Here is a 14,801-nt window from a genome sequence, read left to right as displayed (position 1 = left end):
ACGTCGTCGCACGGCTGCTCGCCCACGACAAGATCATCACCGGGCGCGGGCCCGCTCGCGGTGCTCGGGGACGTCCGGGTGACCGACCGGGTCCGCTCCGGGTCCCGGGGGCCTGCGGATCACGCTGGAATGGCCGGCCCCCTGCGCGGCACCGCAGCGCTAACCGGCAACGGGGGTGTGGTCCGCCACGGCGTCCCGCGGGCGAGGCCGGCCGCAAGAACCGTGCCAATGCCGGCTACAGCTACATCCACACCGCCGTCGACGACCACTCCCGCCTCGCCTACAGCGAGATCCACACCGACGAGAAGAAGGAAACCGCCACCGCCTTCTGGCAGCGGGCACACGCCCACCTCACCAGCGTCGGAATCACCGTCGAACGCGTGCTGGCCGACAACGGCGCCTGCTACCGCTCCCGCGACTGGCGCGAAGCCCTGGCAGCAGCCGGAATCGCCCACAAGCGAACCCGGCCCTACCGGCCCCGGACAAACGGCAAGGTCGAACGGCTCAACCGCACCCTGCTGGACGACTGGGCCTACGCCCGCCCCTGCCGCTCAGAGCAGGAATGACGCGACGCGTTCCCGCAGTGGCTGCACTCCTACAATCACCACCGCGGACACACCGCGCTCGCAGGCAACCTCCCCCGCCAGCCGCGTCCCCAAGCTCACCGGGCAATACAACTGGGCCTACCGAGCAGGGGTTCCGTGAAACGCCTTGCCAGGGTAAAACCGCAGCTCACCGACACCTTGTGGGACGCGAAGGGCCCCCGCGCTGCGCGCGCGGGAGCCCTTGACGGTGGCTCGGTCCTTGTCGGGCCGGCTCGGAGGGATCATGAGCTCCGCTGGGTCGGACAGCCCCGTGTTGTGCTCGGTTCGGCTCCACCCGTGCTGGTGGCGGCCGGTGCGGTCAGCCGATGAGTTCGGCGAGGATCCACTCGGCGAGGCTCTCGGTCACCAGGCTGTGCTCGGAATTGGTGTCGTCGCAGTGGAAGGCGTCCAGCTCACTATGGCCGGGGGGGAGGTCGTTGAGGTGGGTGGTGAGGTCGACGTCCCAAGTGACGGGGTCGTACTTGAGGGCGACGGCGCTGACCGAGGGCACGAAGCAGCCGGAGCGGTGGCGCTCGTCGATCGTGGCGCCGAGCGCGTCGGCGAGCATGCCGTAGGAGGCAAGAGTGCCACCGGGCGCGCCGTCGAGCGGGGGGATCTCGCTGGTCCGGCTCGTACGGTAACCGAGGATCAGGGCCGACATCCGTACGACTTCCTGGAGCTGGCCGAAGGCCGGCTGCGTGCGCAGTACCGCGCGGGCGATTCCCGGGGACCTCCAGTCGAAGACCAGCTCGTCGGGCAGCAGCGGGCCCGAGGTGCCGTCACCGGTGCCGTTGGCGACGCCGATCCTGCGCAGGCCCGGCTTGGACGGGAACCACCCGATGTCCTTCAGGTCCTGGAGGAACCGGACACGCTTCTCGCTCCAGGTCGCAACGGCGCCGGAGTCCTTGGCGTTCGGCACCCAGGCCCACAGGAGCTGCTGGGCGGCGGCGCTCCTGATCAGCTCGGCCTGCTTCGGCTTGCCGGAGGGGTCTGGGACGGACTCGAAGAAGTACGCCAGCTGCTGCAGTGCGACCGGGATCCAGGCACCGTTGTGCGGGGAGTCGTAGGACAGGTAGATGCGGCTCTCGTGATCCTCGCCCTCGTTCTCCATCCAGGCCAGCGCGTACCGGGTGATGAGTCCGCCCATGCTGACGCCGCCCACGATCAGAGGGCTGCCGCCCTCCTGCCGGTCGGCGATGGCCCTGCGGATGGCACTGACCGCGACGGCGGCGTTGGCCTGGATGTGGGTGTGGCGCTCCTTGAAGCCCAGCAGGATGACGTCCACGCCCGCGGCAAGCAGCTGGCTGAGCAGGCGCTTGCCGTCGGCGTTGTAGGGCGCGTCAAGGTGGGCGTAGAGATCGCCGAGTTCGCTCTCGCCGTAGTTGAACCCGTCTGCGAAGATCATCGGGTTGACCAGGCCCTCGTGGGGCGTGCCGTCGGCGTCGAGACCGTAGTAGACGGCGGCGGTGCCGGTGGCCACCTCCCCCTCGTACGCGAACGCGCCGGTGAGCTGCCATACCGTATTCGGCTTGGTCACCTTGCGGGCCGTGTCCCCCCGCAGTGCAGGCGTGAACAGCACTCCCTGCCGGAGCGGTTCCGGCGCACCGCCCTGTGCCTTCCCGGCGCCCTCCGCGTCCGTCCACGGATCGGTACTGACGTCGACCTTCGGTTCGCCGCTGCGCATAGCCATGTACTGCCGCCTTGCCTTGTTAGTGGGATGAGTCACTGCAGGGACCGCCTTCGGCCGGGTGGTGCCGCGACCCGGTGGCGGTTCTGGCTGCCCGGGTACGCCCGGCCCTGCGCCGGCTTCGGTGTTCGCACGACCGATGGCTTGTGCGGTCCTGCCAAAAACGGAAGGTATGTGCACTGATCGGGTCCGGGTGGCAGCCACACCGGGCGCGTGTACGGCGCCAAGGGGCACTGGCCCATCGGGCCTCGCGCCCTCGTGCGCCTCCGGCAGCGCCTCCCTGATCCGGCCGTGATGGGCGCGGTGTTCGCCGTCCTCGGCGACCCGGCCCTGGACCCGACCGAAGCCCGTCGGCGGGTGGGCCGCATCGCCCTGGAGACGGTTGACGCCGGATGTTGCCTTGCGGCCTGCGCAGGCCCGCTCGGCGTCTCGCCGAGGCCCGGATGGCCGGATGGCCGGATGGCCGCGGGACCGGCGGAGGGGCGGGCCGTCCCCGTGGACGGTCCGCCCCTCGCGTGCGGTGCGGTCACTGCTGCCGGCGGCGTACCGTGTCGCCCCAGTAGCCGCCGACCTCATGGTGGTAGGCGGCGTCACCGAGGTGTTCCTCCCGGACGAAGTCCGGGGCATCCTTGATCTGTTGCCTGGTCCGGTCGACGTAGACCTTCTCCTCGGTGGTGTCGACACGGGTGATCGTGCCGGCAGGCAGGAGTACTTCCCTGCCGAAGATCCAGGGGCCGGTGTCGACGACGATCCAGGAGGCGTCGGTTTCGTACGAATGCTTGTCGACCTTGCCGATGGTGCCGTCGAGGGCTTCCACCTTGTAGCCGGTGAGGTCCCTGTCCTCGAAGTGGGCGACGGTCAGGTGGTAGGCCCAGATGTTGTCGTTCACGGATGCGGGTTCCCTTCTCGGTGGTGGTCAGTGTGCGGACGCCCAGTGAGTGGCTTGCGGCCGGGAGGTGGGTCGCCATGCGGCTCGCCTGCCCCGGATCGGCGGATCGACGCACGCCGCTTCCCGGGGGCCGCGGGCGGCAGGGGGGTGAGGCAGGCGGGCACGGCGATCTCGTGGTCCGTCCGGGTGCCGAACCGGTCCACGTCCTACGGGCCCGAAACACCTCAGGAATCACCATCGACACCAGTGATCGCCGGAGGCCCCAGAGGCGCGACCTTTTCCGGCAGACCCAGCTCTTCAAGGGTCCTGGCCAGCAGGCCGACGGCATTGGCTCAGGTCGGTGTGGTGCGAAGCCAGCCTTCGGGCGAGCTCGGAGCGTGCTGTGTCGTCGACGTCCGTCAGGAACGTGCCGGGCACGGTAATGACGTAGGTGGTCACTTGCTGTCTCCTTTTCGCCGGCATGGACCGAATCGGCGCGGCGTTACCCATGCCTGCTCGGCACGACCTTCGGCCGTCACCCGGCCTCGCTGCCGACGGCGTGGCCTGGGTCCGGTCCGCTCGGCGTGAGTCTTGCTCTTCTCCAGCCAATCCCATACGGCATGGCCCTCGCGGGATGTCCCCCCGAACCTCATCGTCTGCGGCCCCACCCACGGGCAGGTCGCGCACCCCCTACGCCGGCTACGTGCAGTGCGAGGGCGGCGAGACCGATCAGCATGACGTTCGTCGAACTCAGGACGTCGTTGGTGGCGATACCGGCGGCGTTGAGGAGGAACGCGATGAAGAACAGGACTGCGGCGGCGATGCCCAGCATGGACGAGCTCCTTTCGCTGAATGCCGACCGCGTACCCCGTTCCGGCCGGGTCATGAGCGTGCGCAGCCTCGCGTCCCGGCCCCGTGGGCTTGTCGCCGATCCGGGCACGCTGATGGCCTCGGGCACGGATTCCGTGAGCCGAGTCAGCCAGAGGTACGGTGACGGGGCCTGGACCCAGCGCTACGAACACGGCGTCCCCGTCACCGATCTCGTGCCCGTCGAGAGCGACGGCACGACCGGGACGCTGGTCCTGTTCACACCGGACAGGTCGTCGGGTCCGGTGACCGTGCCGGAGGCCGGCGCTCTTTTGCGCCTGGCCACGGCCTGGCCGCATCTGGAGGTCCAGGTCGATGACCGGCGCCGGCCACCGGCCACCGACTGAGCCGTCCGGCACCCCCACCGCCCGCGGGACGGGCTGCGGTTCCCGCGGGCGGTGTGCTGCCGGGGCCGGCCGCGTCGGTCCGTCACTCGAAGGCGGCGGCCGCCTCCCGCAGTGCGCGCGCCACGAGCGCCGGGTCGTAGGGCGCCTGATCACCAGGGGTGTACGTCACCGAACGCAGGCGGCCGGTGTAGCGGAAGCTGCGGTGGCGCTCGTACACCGGCCAGGAGACCGGGGACTTGCGGTCCACGCCCACACTGATGCCCTGGAGCGGCGCCATGCCGATCAGCTGGTGGACGCTCCGCGAACGGCCGGTCTCCACGCCGTCGACCAGGACGCGGAACTCCCAGCGCAGGCCCTCCACCGCGGCGGCCGACAGTGTGACCGTCCGTCGGCCGGCGGGCAGCGGGCCTCCGTCGGTCTCGTGCAGCTCCCCGTACTCGTTGTACGCGAAGCGCAGCCGCCCGTCCTCCACGTACAGGCTGTAGCCGCCGCCCTGGTCGCCGTGCGAGACCAGTACGCCCTGGTCCGAGGTGGCGTGCTCGTCGAGTTCGACGGTGACGTCGAAGGAGCGGAACGAGATCAGCCGGGAGGAGCGGTAGCGCTCCAGCTCGGGAGTGCCCGCCAACAGGGTGAGGGGGCGGTGGAACCGCTCCTCGGCGGGGTTGCGCCGGCCCAATGCGCCGCTGCCGTCGGCGAGGGGGAAGACGCCGTTGCGCCAGGCCGCCGCTTCCCACGCCGCGGCCAGCTCCTTCACCACCTGGGGGTGTTCCTCGGCGACGTCGGTGGTTTCGGTGGGGTCGGTGCGCAGGTCGTACAGCGCCCACTCGCCGTCGTCGTACGGTGCGCCCGGGCGGTGCAGCGTGACCAGCTTCCAGCCGTCGCGGTAGTAGCTGCGGTTGCCGGACATTTCGCAGTACTGCTCGGTGTGGGCGCCGGCCGTCCGCCCGTCGTGGAGGACGGGGGCGAAGCTGACGCCGTCGAGCTCCTGGGCGGGCCGCGAGCGCCACAGCTCCGGGCGGCGCACGCCGGCGAGTTCCAGGAGGGTGGGGGTGATGTCGGTGACGTACTGGTACTGCTGCCGGATCCCGGGGTCGCCCGCGGCGCGCCGCAGTCCCTCGGGCCAGGAGATGACGAACGGCACGCGCACGCCGCCCGCGTAGGTCTGGCCCTTGTAGAGCCGGAACGGGGTGTTGGAGGCCATGCCCCAGCCGCGCGGGTAGTGCACCAGGCTCTGCGGACCGCCGATGAGGTCGCTGTCCCGGTCCACGTCCTCGTTCCAGTCGTCCGGGACGGGCTGGTGGACGAAGCGGCTGAAGTAGCTGCGCGTTCCCTCGGCGCCGCCCTCGCCGGTGCCGCCGTTGTCGGAGGTGAAGACGATGATGGTGTTGTCGAGTTCGCCGAGTGCGCGCAGGGTGTCGGTGAGCCGGCCGAGGTTCTGGTCGATGTTGTCGACCATGGCCGCGTAGACCTCCATGTAGCGGGCGTAGCGGCGCTGCTGTTCGGGCGTCAGCTCGTCCCAGGGGCCTACGTCGAAGCCCGCCTCGGAGTTGCGTTCCGGCAGGGCGGTCCCCTCGGGGAACAGGCCGTCGGCGATCTGCCGGGCGAAGCGGGTGCGGCGCAGGGCGTCCCAGCCTCCGTCGTAGCGTCCGCGATGGCGTTCGACGTCTTCGGGCTTGGCCTGGAGGGGGCCGTGCACGGCGTTGTGGGCGACGTACAGGAAGAACGGCTTGTCGGGGTCGTGTGCTCGCAGCGACTTGACCATGGAGACGGCCTGGTCGGTGATGTCGTCGGTGTAGTAGTAGCCGTCGGGCAGTTCGTCGATGTCCAGCGGGCTGTTGTCGCGGACCAGCTGGTGCGGGTGGAACAGGCTGGTCAGGCCTTCCAGTACGCCGTAGTACCGGTCGAAGCCCTTCTGCAGCGGCCAGTTGCGCCGGTCGTCGGCGGCGTTGGACGCCGAGTCGCGGGTCAGGTGCCACTTGCCGACGGCGTAGGTGGCGTAGCCCGCGTCGTGCAGGACCTCGGCCAGGGTGGGGATGTCCTCCCCGACTTCCATGCCGTACCCCGGGAAGCCGGGGTCGAAGTTGGCCACCGTCGAGTATCCGACGCGGTGCGGGTTGAGACCCGTGAGCAGGGCGGCACGGGCGGGGGAGCACAGCGGCATGGTGTGGTAGTTGGCCAGGCGCACGCCGTCCGCGGCCAGTCTGTCGAGTACGGGGGTGGGGACCTCCGAGCCGAACGGGCCGATGTCGCTGTAGCCCATGTCGTCGACGAGCACCACGACGACGTTCGGGGCACGGCCTCCGGGCCGGCGCGGCGGCTGCCAGGAGGGCTCGGACTCGGCGAAGGTGCGACCCACCCGGCCGGGGAAGCCGGCGTAGGGATCGCGGCGGTTCGGCGTATCCGTAGTGGCCGGGGTGTCGGGGGTGTCGGGGGCGTTGGTGGTGGTCACGGGCGGAGCTCCTTGGGAAAGGACGGGGGAGAGGACGGGGCGGTCCTGGGTACGGACCCGAGCAGGGTGCGGGTATAGGGGTGTGCAGGGCGGGTGCAGACCTCGTCGGCGGGGCCTGTCTCGACCAGCTGTCCGCGGTGCATCACGGCGATGCGATGGCTGATCTGCCGTACCACCGCGAGATCGTGGGCGATGAACAGCAGGGCGAGTCCGAGGTCGCGTTGCAGGTCCGTGAGGAGGTTGACGACCTGTGCCTGGACGGAGACGTCGAGTGCGGAGACGGGCTCGTCGCAGATGATGACCGACGGCTCGGGGGCCAGTGCCCGGGCGATGCCGATGCGCTGGCGCTGGCCGCCGGAGAACGCGCGCGGGTTGCGCCCGGCGGCACGCGCACCCCCGGGTGGGGGCGGCGGGGTCGGGCGGGCTGCCGGGAATGCTCCGCAGCCGGGTTCCCGAGGGGGATTGCAGCCGGGGCACGGCCGCCAGCAGTCCGGCGGTGTAGGGGTGCCGGGGGTCCGCGAGGACCCGGTCGGTGGGCCCGTCCTCGACGACCGTGCCTCCGTACATGACCAGCACGCGACGGCAAGAGCGGGCGACGACGCCGATGTCGTGCGTGATCAGCACGAGAGCGGTGCCCGTCTCCCGGTTCAGCCGTTCGAGCAGGGTCAGGATCTGGTCCTGGACCGTGGCGTCGAGCGCCGTCGTCGGTTCGTCGGCGAGCAGGACGTCGGGTTCGTCGGCGAGCGCGAGGGCGATCATGACGCGTTGGCGCATACCGCCGGAGAACTGGTGCGGGTGGTCGTCGATGCGCCGCGCGGGGTCGGGAATGCCCACCAGGTCCAGCAGTTCCAGCGTGCGGCCGCGGCGCGAGCGCCGGTCGCCGCGGCCGTGCGCGCGCATCGCCTCGTCCAGGTGCTGCCCGATGGCAAGCACCGGGTTGAGGGAGGCCATGGGGTCCTGGAAGATCATCCCGATTCGTCCGCCGCGGACCCGGCGCAGCGCCCCGTCGGGAGCGGTGGCGAGATCCTGGCCGTCGAGCAGCACGGAGCCGTCCGTGATGCGGCCGCTGCCCGGGAGCATGCACGTGAGGGCGAGGGCCAGGGTCGACTTGCCCGAGCCGGACTCGCCCACGATTCCCAGCGTGTCCCCGGCGGCGAGGGAGAGGTCGACACCCCGGAGCGCGTGCGCGGTCCGGCCGCCGAGCGGGAACTCGACGTGCAGGCCGCGCACGTCCAGCACGGGGCGGGCGGACTGGCCGGAAGCGCTGGTGTCGGCGGTTCCCAGACCAGCCCCGTCGCGAGCAGTTCGGCCGAGTGCCGCGACACGGCGGCCGCGCTGAGCCCCGTCTCCCCGATGATCGCGGTGCGCGCCAGCGGGCCCCCGTGCAGTACGGCCCCCAGGACGGCGGTCGCACCGTCGGACTGGTCGGCGGCGGTCTTCCCGCCCGGCGTCGCGATGAGGGCTGGTCGCATCGATGATCCTCGGTCCGGGGTCGGTCACACGGCGGCACGGCGGCCCCGGAAACCGGGGGCTACCGGTGCTGGGGACAGTTCGACAACCTCATGCCCCGATGCTCGCAAGTGCGTGGAGGCCGGTCAACGATCCGGCGTTACGGGGCAATGACGGTTGTGCGAAGCCGACGGCCGTCCCCTCTCGGCGCCGGTTCTCTCGCCGAGCCGCAGGTCGGAGACGACATCCAGGCCGCCCGCCCGGCCGCGACCGAGGCTCGTGCCGGCCGGAGACTCCATGGGCCGGGGGGCGGGTCCGCGACGGGTGTTTCGCGGGCCGGCCTGCCCAGTGAGTTCCTGCCGCTGCGGGTCACGTAGACGACCAGGTCATGGCCGACCGGCGGGGCGGACGCCTCACCGTCCGATCCTCGTGATCTCGCCCTTGGTATCCGGGCCACATCACGTTGCACCATTGCCCTGAGTCGGGTCTTGTCAACTTTATTGCTGCGCGCTATATAGGTGGTGTTGCCATGTGCATCTGTGATGAGAGCGAGAGGAGTGAATGAAGATGCTCATGCGAACCGATCCATTCCGTGACCTGGACCGTCTGACGCAGCAGGTCCTGGGGACCACGGCCTGGCCTGCGGCCATGCCCATGGATGCCTTCCGCGAGGGCGATGCCTTCGTCGTCGAGCTGGACCTGCCCGGAGTCGACCCCGAGTCCATCGACCTGGACGTCCAGCAGGACGTCGTGAACGTCCGGGCGGAGCGGCGGACCACCGCCTCCGGAGACAACGGCGAGGTGCTGATCGCGGAGCGCCCCTCCGGCAGCTTCAGCCGCCGGCTGTTCCTCGGCGAGACGCTGGACGCCGACCGGATCGAGGCCTCCTACGAGGCCGGTGTGCTGCGGCTGAGCATTCCGGTGACCGAGAAGGCGAAGCCCCGGAAGATCGAGATCAGGGCCGGAGACGGCTCACGCAAGGAGATCAACGCCTGACGGACGCCGGCAGGACGGGTGGGCGGCCGCCTTCCCCCGGACCGCCCGCCGTCCTCGGATCCGCAGCTGCCGAAGTCAGCCGGGACGAAAGCGAGGTTGCGGTCATGGCCGAGACACCGCCTCTCACGGCCGCGATCCGACAGCGCGCCGACGGGCACCTCAAGGTCGCCGTCTCGGGAGAGATCGACATCCTGAGCGCGCCGCAGCTCCGAGTCACCCTGGATGAGGCGTTGTCGGACGGCGCACGTCTGGTGGAGGTCGACTTCAGCGGAGTCGAGTTCTGCGACTGCTACGGACTCGGCATCCTGCTGGAAGCCCGCCGCCGGGCATCCGAGCGAGGCACCGCGCTGAGGTTGGTGAGCGTCACGTCCCCCCTGGTGCGGCAGCTGCTGCGGCGGACCGGTACGGCGGCGGCCCTGCTCGGGCCGCCTCGCGAAGTCATCAGTCGAAAGGTTCATGGATCTGAGAGGAGCGGATGATGGCACGCGCAGTCGGGATCGACCTGGGCACGACCAACTCCGTCGTCGCAGTCCTGGAGGGCGGCGAGCCCACGGTCATCACCAACACCGAAGGAAACAGGACCACCCCTTCCGTGGTGGCCTTCGGCAAGGGCGGAGAGGTCCTGGTCGGAGAGATCGCCAAGCGGCAGGCGGTGACGAACGTCGACCGCACCGCGCGGTCCGTCAAGCGCCACATCGGCGAGGCGGCCTGGCGATTTCCGGATGCCGCCGACATCGACGGCAAGCGGTACACGGCCCAGGAAATCTCGGCACGCGTCCTGCAGAAGCTGAAGCGTGACGCCGAGGCCTATCTCGGCGAGGACGTCACGGACTCCGTGATCACCGTTCCGGCGTACTTCAACGACTCCCAGCGCACCGCGACGAAGGAAGCGGGCGAGATCGCGGGCCTGAAGGTGCTGCGGATCATCAACGAGCCCACGTCCGCGGCCCTGGCGTACGGACTGGACAAGGAGAACGACCAGACGATCCTCGTCTTCGACCTCGGTGGCGGCACCTTCGACGTGTCGCTCCTGGAGATCGGCGAGGGCCTGGTGGAGGTCAAGTCCACCAACGGCGACACCCACCTCGGCGGCGACGACTGGGACCAGAAGATCGTCGACCACCTCGTGAAGCAGTTCCAGAACAACTACGGCGTCGACCTGTCCAAGGACAAGATGGCGCTCCAGCGCCTGCGCGAGGCCGCGGAGAAAGCGAAGATCGAACTCTCCGTGGCTACCGAGACCAACATCAACCTGCCCTACATCTCCGCGTCCGCCGAGGGCCCCCTGCACCTGGACGAGAAGCTCACGCGCTCCCAGTTCGAACAACTGACCGCCGACCTGCTGGAGCGCTGCAAGGCCCCGTTCCACAACGCGGTCAAGGACGCGAAGATCAAGGTTTCGGACATCGACCACGTCATCCTGGTCGGCGGGTCGACCCGCATGCCCGCCGTGACGGAGCTGGTCAGGGAGCTGACCGGCAAGGATCCGCACAAGGGCGTCAATCCGGACGAGGTCGTCGCCATCGGCGCCACCCTCCAGGCCGGTGTCCTCAAGGGTGAGGTCAAGGACGTCCTGCTCCTCGACGTGACCCCGCTGTCCCTCGGCATCGAGACCAAGGGCGGCATCATGACCAAGCTCATCGAGCGCAACACCACGATCCCGACCAAGCGGTCCGAGATCTTCACGACGGCCGAGGACAACCAGCCGTCGGTGCAGATCCAGGTCTACCAGGGCGAGCGCGAGATCGCGGCGTACAACAAGAAGCTCGGCGTGTTCGAGCTGACCGGCCTGCCGCCGGCCCCGCGTGGCGTCCCGCAGATCGAGGTCTCCTTCGACATCGACGCGAACGGCATCATGCACGTGACCGCGAAGGACCTCGGCACGGGCAAGGAGCAGAAGATGACCGTCACCGGCGGCTCCTCGCTGCCTCGCCAGGACATCGACCGCATGGTCCGCGAGGCCGAGCAGCACGCCGAGGAGGACCGCCGCCGCAAAGAGGAGGCGGAGACCCGCAACAGCGCGGAACAGCTCGTCTACCAGACCGAGAAGCTGCTCCGCGACAACGAGGCCAAGATTCCGGCCGACCTCAGGGCGGAGACCGAATCCGCGATCACGGACCTCAAGGAGAAGCTCAAGGGCCAGGACACGACAGCCATCCGCACGGCGACGGAGCGCGCCGGCAACGCCGCGCAGAAGATCGGCACCGCCCTCTACGAGGCCCAGGGCGCCGCAGCAGCCGACAGCGGACCGGCACCGGGCGCGGGGCCGTCCGGCACGGATGAGGAAGTCGTCGACGCAGAGATCGTCGACGACGAGAGCCAGGAGGGAGACGCCCGATGAGCCCACCGAAGTCCGCCGACGGACCGCGAAAGCAGCCGCCCCCCATCGTGATCAGGGACAAACGACGCATCGACCCCGTCACCCTCGAACTCAGGCCGGGCGACCGGCCTCCTCAGCACGCGGAGACCGGGGGCGGTGGATCAGGAAGGCCCGGCGGCGCCCCTGCCGCCGGGGCCGCAGCCGTGCACGAACGGCTCGCCGAACGGACCGCCGATGTGCAGCGCATCAAGGCGGAGTACGACAACTACCGCAAGCGGGTGCAGCGTGACCGCCTCGCGATACGGGAAATCGCTGTCGCCAATGTCCTGGGCGGGCTGCTGCCCGTCCTGGACGCCATCGACCAGGCCCGCGAGCACGGCCCCGTCGATCCGGCCCTGCGAGCGGTCGCCGATCTGCTGGAAACCCAGCTGGCCGTGCTCGGCCTTCAGGAGATCGGGACCCCAGGAGAACCCTTCGACCCCACCCGCCACGAAGCGATCTCCTGTCAACGGTCCGACAAGGTCGACCAGCCGACATGCACCACCGTGCACCGACCCGGCTACACCGTCGGACAGCACCTGCTGCGCCCGGCCCAGGTCACGGTGAGCGAACCGCCCGACCGGGAGGAACCCGGCTGAGCATGACACCGGCGGCGGCGGGGGAGGACGGGCAAGGCGACCTCCGGCACCCGTCCTACGCCCCGCCGCCGACGTCAGCTGCGAGGGGACGCCCTCCCCGAGCGCACGGGGCGTTCAGCCGGACGTACCTCCGGAAGCCCGCTCACGCAGCTGCTCGGGCCTTCCGTGCTGCTCCGGCTGGGTGTGCGCTGTGGAGCCGAGCAGGGGCGCGCCCCGCCGCTCGGGCCGGTGGCCGATCGTGTCGGCGACCTTCGCGCGGGGGGTGTCGGCTGCTCCGGGTGCTGCGGGAATCAGCCTGCGAGCCAGAAGCCGGCCAATCCAGCGGCGACGGCACAACGGGCACGCCGAGGCGCCGGCAGGCGTGTACGGGGAGGCAACGGGGATGCCGTCGCGGGAGAAGTACTCCCAGACACCGCCCTCTTCGTCGCTGTACTGCTGGACGTCGTAGTCGATGCTCCATTCGTACCCGCATCGGCCGCACGCAAATTCCACTCGCTCCAATGCCATCTCGGTGATCACATCCGCCTCCCTTCGGCTGCGCGCATTCCCCCCGTCGTCGATATACCCGTACCGGATTGCCTTGACAACATCCCCCGGAGGTTCTAAGACGGGTGGCAAAGAGGGGTCGCTTTCGGCTGTTCCCGGAGGTGAGAGAAATGAGCGGCTCGCGGCCGTCGCGCGACCACTACACCGTCCTCGGACTCCGCGCCGAGGCGTCGCCGGAGCAGATCACCAGCGCCTACCGCACCTTGATCCGCGCCCTCCACCCTGACGCCCGCCCGGACGGGCCGCAGGCAGGCGCGGAACTCGCCGAAGTCATCGACGCCTACAAGACCCTGCACGATCCACTCCGACGGTCCGCATACGATGCCGAACGCGATCAGGAGCGGCCCGTCGGCCACCCGGTACGGATACCCGTACGAGTGAGGTCCGCGGGCGGCGTCGCGGCACAGCAGTTTCCCCCCGATGCGCATCGCCCGTATGAAGACCCATTCGACCGACTCATGGCCTGGCTGCTTCACGGCATATGGTTCCCGTAATGACCGGTAACGCTTTGGCGAAGTCGTCGCCGGAATTCAGGGCGTCGACGCACTCCGCGCCGGCCTGAAGAGGCGGAGAAGAAGCGCGGCCGAGGTCACATCTCGTGGCCTTCGCCCGTGGACCCGCCGCCGCGGACCAGGTCCCGCTCCTCGTAGTGCGCCAGAGCCAGACCCAGGCCGAAGAACGTGGGGGCCCATTCCCCGACGAAGATGCCCCACCGATCGGCGCGCTCGAGGCTCTCGTTCCTGCTGGAGGTGAGCCAGGACGCGAGGGACAGCCCGATCGACGCGGCGGCGGCCAGGTAGGCGTGCTCGCTCGTGACCCCGACCTCGTGCAGCTTCTTGACGATCATGATTACTCCTCTGAGAGGGAGAGTCGCATCCCCATGAGCTCACGAAGCCGCATGGGAGATGTCATGCAATGACCTCTTCGCTCCTGGTACCGGGTTCGGATGCGCTCGTGGGTTCGGATTGCGCGGAACGCGGCGTCCGGTCTCCTTCGGGAAGTGCTTCGCCGGCCGGGCGGTTGGCGCAGAGCATGATCCGCACAGCGTCCCTCAGCCCGTGCGGCCGCAGGAGTTCCGGGTCCGGACGCAGTCCCCATCCCGGGCCGCACAGCAGGACGTGGCTGCGGGTCCGGGCGCCGTGCATCCCCCAGCGAAGTGCCGAGAGGTGACGCGCCATCGGAAGGTCGGCGGTGTTCCGGGACTGCGACCACAGGCCGACGGCCGCCGGAGCGACTCGGCGCACGGTGGCCTCCAGGGCTTCGACCGGAACCGATCCGCCCAGCATCAGGACGCGTTGGCCGCGGTCCCTCAAAGCGGCGGTGAGCGCCTCCAGGGGAAGGGTGTGCTGCTCGCCCGGCAGGCACGCCAGCAGGACCGGGCGTGCGTCCGCCGGTCTGCCGCGCGTCATGGAGTCTGCGTATGCGTATCGGAGGGCTGCGGAGATGTGCCAGGACAGCATGTGTTCCACCTCCACGTACCGGTCCTCGGACGACTCCCATTTGCGCCCCACAAATCGCAGGGTCGGCATCAGCACGTCGTCCCACGCGGCGATCAGGCCGTACGCCTCGATGGAGGCCATGATCTGCCTGTGCACGGCCTCGGCGTCCATGCGTACCGCGGCCCGGGCGAGCCCCCGGCCGCGCCGCCGCGGGTCCCCCGGCGGCGGGGCCTTTCCGAGAGGATCGTCCCCACCGGTCGACGGCTCGATCCGTGCCCGATGGCGGGACGCCGTGACCGGGCCCGGTCCGGACGCGCGGACCTCTGCGGCGTGAGCCTTCGCGGCGCGGGCCGCCTCGGCCGGGGGCACGCCTTCAGCCGTCAGACGGCACATTTCCCGGACCATCGCGACGTCCGGGGCCGTCCATCGCCGGTGACGTCCCTCGACCCTCGTCGCAGGTCCCAATCCGTAGCGACGGTCCCAGGAACGCAACGTGGTGGGGGAGATGCCGAGCTCCCGCGCGAGGCCCCCGGTCGTCACGCCGGCCCCGGGGCCGCGGCCCCCGTTCCCTTCCATCTTCGCCTCCACTGGTGCAGGACACGTGTCCGACA

Annotated in this window: 13 protein-coding genes and 2 pseudogenes; 7 read left to right on the top strand and 8 right to left on the bottom strand. The window is 70.1% G+C overall.

Annotation, left to right across the window (positions count from 1 at the left end; translation table 11 throughout):
- Nucleotides 1–206: 206 nt before the first annotated feature.
- Nucleotides 207–705 (top strand): annotated as a pseudogene (locus ACIGFK_RS18615) (DDE-type integrase/transposase/recombinase); the annotation flags it as partial.
- Between the two features lie 198 nt (nucleotides 706–903).
- Here the strand turns inward: ACIGFK_RS18615 and ACIGFK_RS18610 are convergent.
- The 3 genes from ACIGFK_RS18610 to ACIGFK_RS18600 all read right to left on the bottom strand — a co-directional run bounded on the left by ACIGFK_RS18610 (nucleotide 904) and on the right by ACIGFK_RS18600 (nucleotide 3,598).
- Nucleotides 904–2,274, bottom strand: coding sequence for a hypothetical protein (locus ACIGFK_RS18610; protein WP_386473588.1), 1,371 nt, complete (start codon nucleotides 2,272–2,274; stop codon nucleotides 904–906).
- Between the two features lie 523 nt (nucleotides 2,275–2,797).
- Nucleotides 2,798–3,160 carry a PRC-barrel domain containing protein gene (locus ACIGFK_RS18605; RefSeq protein WP_386473591.1) on the bottom strand — a complete coding sequence of 121 codons (363 nt, stop codon included), beginning with the start codon at nucleotides 3,158–3,160 and terminating at the stop codon, nucleotides 2,798–2,800.
- 297 nt (nucleotides 3,161–3,457) lie between these two features.
- Nucleotides 3,458–3,598 carry a hypothetical protein gene (locus ACIGFK_RS18600; RefSeq protein WP_400052650.1) on the bottom strand — a complete coding sequence of 47 codons (141 nt, stop codon included), beginning with the start codon at nucleotides 3,596–3,598 and terminating at the stop codon, nucleotides 3,458–3,460.
- 275 nt (nucleotides 3,599–3,873) lie between these two features.
- On the opposite strand from ACIGFK_RS18600, the gene ACIGFK_RS18595 reads away from it, so the two are divergent.
- Entirely contained in the window at nucleotides 3,874–4,353 is a 480-nt protein-coding gene (locus tag ACIGFK_RS18595; RefSeq protein WP_400052885.1) for a hypothetical protein, read from the top strand.
- A gap of 82 nt (nucleotides 4,354–4,435) precedes the next feature.
- Here the strand turns inward: ACIGFK_RS18595 and ACIGFK_RS18590 are convergent, their stop codons facing one another.
- Together ACIGFK_RS18590 and ACIGFK_RS18585 are read right to left on the bottom strand one after the other, a co-directional pair.
- Nucleotides 4,436–6,802 carry an arylsulfatase gene (locus ACIGFK_RS18590; protein WP_400052648.1) on the bottom strand — a complete coding sequence of 789 codons (2,367 nt, stop codon included), beginning with the start codon at nucleotides 6,800–6,802 and terminating at the stop codon, nucleotides 4,436–4,438.
- Nucleotides 6,799–8,086 (bottom strand): annotated as a pseudogene (locus tag ACIGFK_RS18585) (oligopeptide/dipeptide ABC transporter ATP-binding protein). Before ACIGFK_RS18585 ends, ACIGFK_RS18590 begins: the two are co-directional and overlap by 4 nt.
- A gap of 732 nt (nucleotides 8,087–8,818) precedes the next feature.
- On the opposite strand from ACIGFK_RS18585, the gene ACIGFK_RS18580 reads away from it, so the two are divergent.
- The 4 genes from ACIGFK_RS18580 to grpE all read left to right on the top strand — a co-directional run bounded on the left by ACIGFK_RS18580 (nucleotide 8,819) and on the right by grpE (nucleotide 12,205).
- On the top strand, nucleotides 8,819–9,247 hold the full coding sequence (locus ACIGFK_RS18580) for an Hsp20/alpha crystallin family protein (protein WP_376655474.1): 429 nt from the start codon (nucleotides 8,819–8,821) through the stop codon (nucleotides 9,245–9,247).
- Between the two features lie 104 nt (nucleotides 9,248–9,351).
- The gene (locus ACIGFK_RS18575; protein ID WP_376655473.1) at nucleotides 9,352–9,726 is read left to right on the top strand and encodes an STAS domain-containing protein; all 375 of its coding nucleotides are present in this window, start codon (nucleotides 9,352–9,354) and stop codon (nucleotides 9,724–9,726) included.
- Nucleotides 9,726–11,588, top strand: coding sequence for a molecular chaperone DnaK (gene dnaK, locus ACIGFK_RS18570; RefSeq protein ID WP_400052646.1), 1,863 nt, complete (start codon nucleotides 9,726–9,728; stop codon nucleotides 11,586–11,588). The genes ACIGFK_RS18575 and dnaK overlap by 1 nt, the downstream gene beginning before the upstream one ends.
- Complete coding sequence (gene grpE / locus ACIGFK_RS18565) at nucleotides 11,585–12,205, top strand: nucleotide exchange factor GrpE (protein WP_400052644.1); 621 nt, start codon at nucleotides 11,585–11,587, stop codon at nucleotides 12,203–12,205. The genes dnaK and grpE overlap by 4 nt, the downstream gene beginning before the upstream one ends.
- A gap of 114 nt (nucleotides 12,206–12,319) precedes the next feature.
- Here grpE and ACIGFK_RS18560 read toward each other — a convergent pair whose 3' ends face one another.
- Entirely contained in the window at nucleotides 12,320–12,724 is a 405-nt protein-coding gene (locus ACIGFK_RS18560; RefSeq protein WP_376655470.1) for a hypothetical protein, read from the bottom strand.
- A 137-nt stretch (nucleotides 12,725–12,861) separates the two neighbouring features.
- On the opposite strand from ACIGFK_RS18560, the gene ACIGFK_RS18555 reads away from it, so the two are divergent.
- Nucleotides 12,862–13,245, top strand: coding sequence for a J domain-containing protein (locus tag ACIGFK_RS18555; RefSeq protein ID WP_400052642.1), 384 nt, complete (start codon nucleotides 12,862–12,864; stop codon nucleotides 13,243–13,245).
- Between the two features lie 95 nt (nucleotides 13,246–13,340).
- On the opposite strand, the gene ACIGFK_RS18550 is transcribed toward ACIGFK_RS18555, so the two are convergent.
- Together ACIGFK_RS18550 and ACIGFK_RS18545 are read right to left on the bottom strand one after the other, a co-directional pair.
- The gene (locus ACIGFK_RS18550) at nucleotides 13,341–13,598 is read right to left on the bottom strand and encodes a hypothetical protein (RefSeq protein WP_376655468.1); all 258 of its coding nucleotides are present in this window, start codon (nucleotides 13,596–13,598) and stop codon (nucleotides 13,341–13,343) included.
- A 61-nt stretch (nucleotides 13,599–13,659) separates the two neighbouring features.
- Complete coding sequence (locus ACIGFK_RS18545; protein ID WP_376655467.1) at nucleotides 13,660–14,766, bottom strand: MerR family transcriptional regulator; 1,107 nt, start codon at nucleotides 14,764–14,766, stop codon at nucleotides 13,660–13,662.
- Nucleotides 14,767–14,801 lie beyond the last annotated feature (35 nt).

The sequence above is a fragment of the Streptomyces sp. NPDC085524 genome (genome assembly GCF_044541755.1).
Lineage (GTDB): Bacteria > Actinomycetota > Actinomycetes > Streptomycetales > Streptomycetaceae > Streptomyces.
Note: the sequence above shows the minus strand (reverse complement) of the source record. Positions and strands in the feature narration are given on the sequence as shown.

Excerpts from the sequence above, each read along its gene's own strand:
- ACIGFK_RS18610 (WP_386473588.1), bottom strand. The coding sequence starts at position 2,274 with ATGGCTATGCGCAGCGGCGAACCGAAGGTCGACGTCAGTACCGATCCG.
- ACIGFK_RS18595 (WP_400052885.1), top strand. The coding sequence starts at position 3,874 with ATGACGTTCGTCGAACTCAGGACGTCGTTGGTGGCGATACCGGCGGCG.
- ACIGFK_RS18580 (WP_376655474.1), top strand. The coding sequence starts at position 8,819 with ATGCTCATGCGAACCGATCCATTCCGTGACCTGGACCGTCTGACGCAG.
- ACIGFK_RS18575 (WP_376655473.1), top strand. The coding sequence starts at position 9,352 with ATGGCCGAGACACCGCCTCTCACGGCCGCGATCCGACAGCGCGCCGAC.
- dnaK (WP_400052646.1), top strand. The coding sequence starts at position 9,726 with ATGGCACGCGCAGTCGGGATCGACCTGGGCACGACCAACTCCGTCGTC.
- grpE (WP_400052644.1), top strand. The coding sequence starts at position 11,585 with ATGAGCCCACCGAAGTCCGCCGACGGACCGCGAAAGCAGCCGCCCCCC.
- ACIGFK_RS18555 (WP_400052642.1), top strand. The coding sequence starts at position 12,862 with ATGAGCGGCTCGCGGCCGTCGCGCGACCACTACACCGTCCTCGGACTC.
- ACIGFK_RS18550 (WP_376655468.1), bottom strand. The coding sequence starts at position 13,598 with ATGATCGTCAAGAAGCTGCACGAGGTCGGGGTCACGAGCGAGCACGCC.
- ACIGFK_RS18545 (WP_376655467.1), bottom strand. The coding sequence starts at position 14,766 with ATGGAAGGGAACGGGGGCCGCGGCCCCGGGGCCGGCGTGACGACCGGG.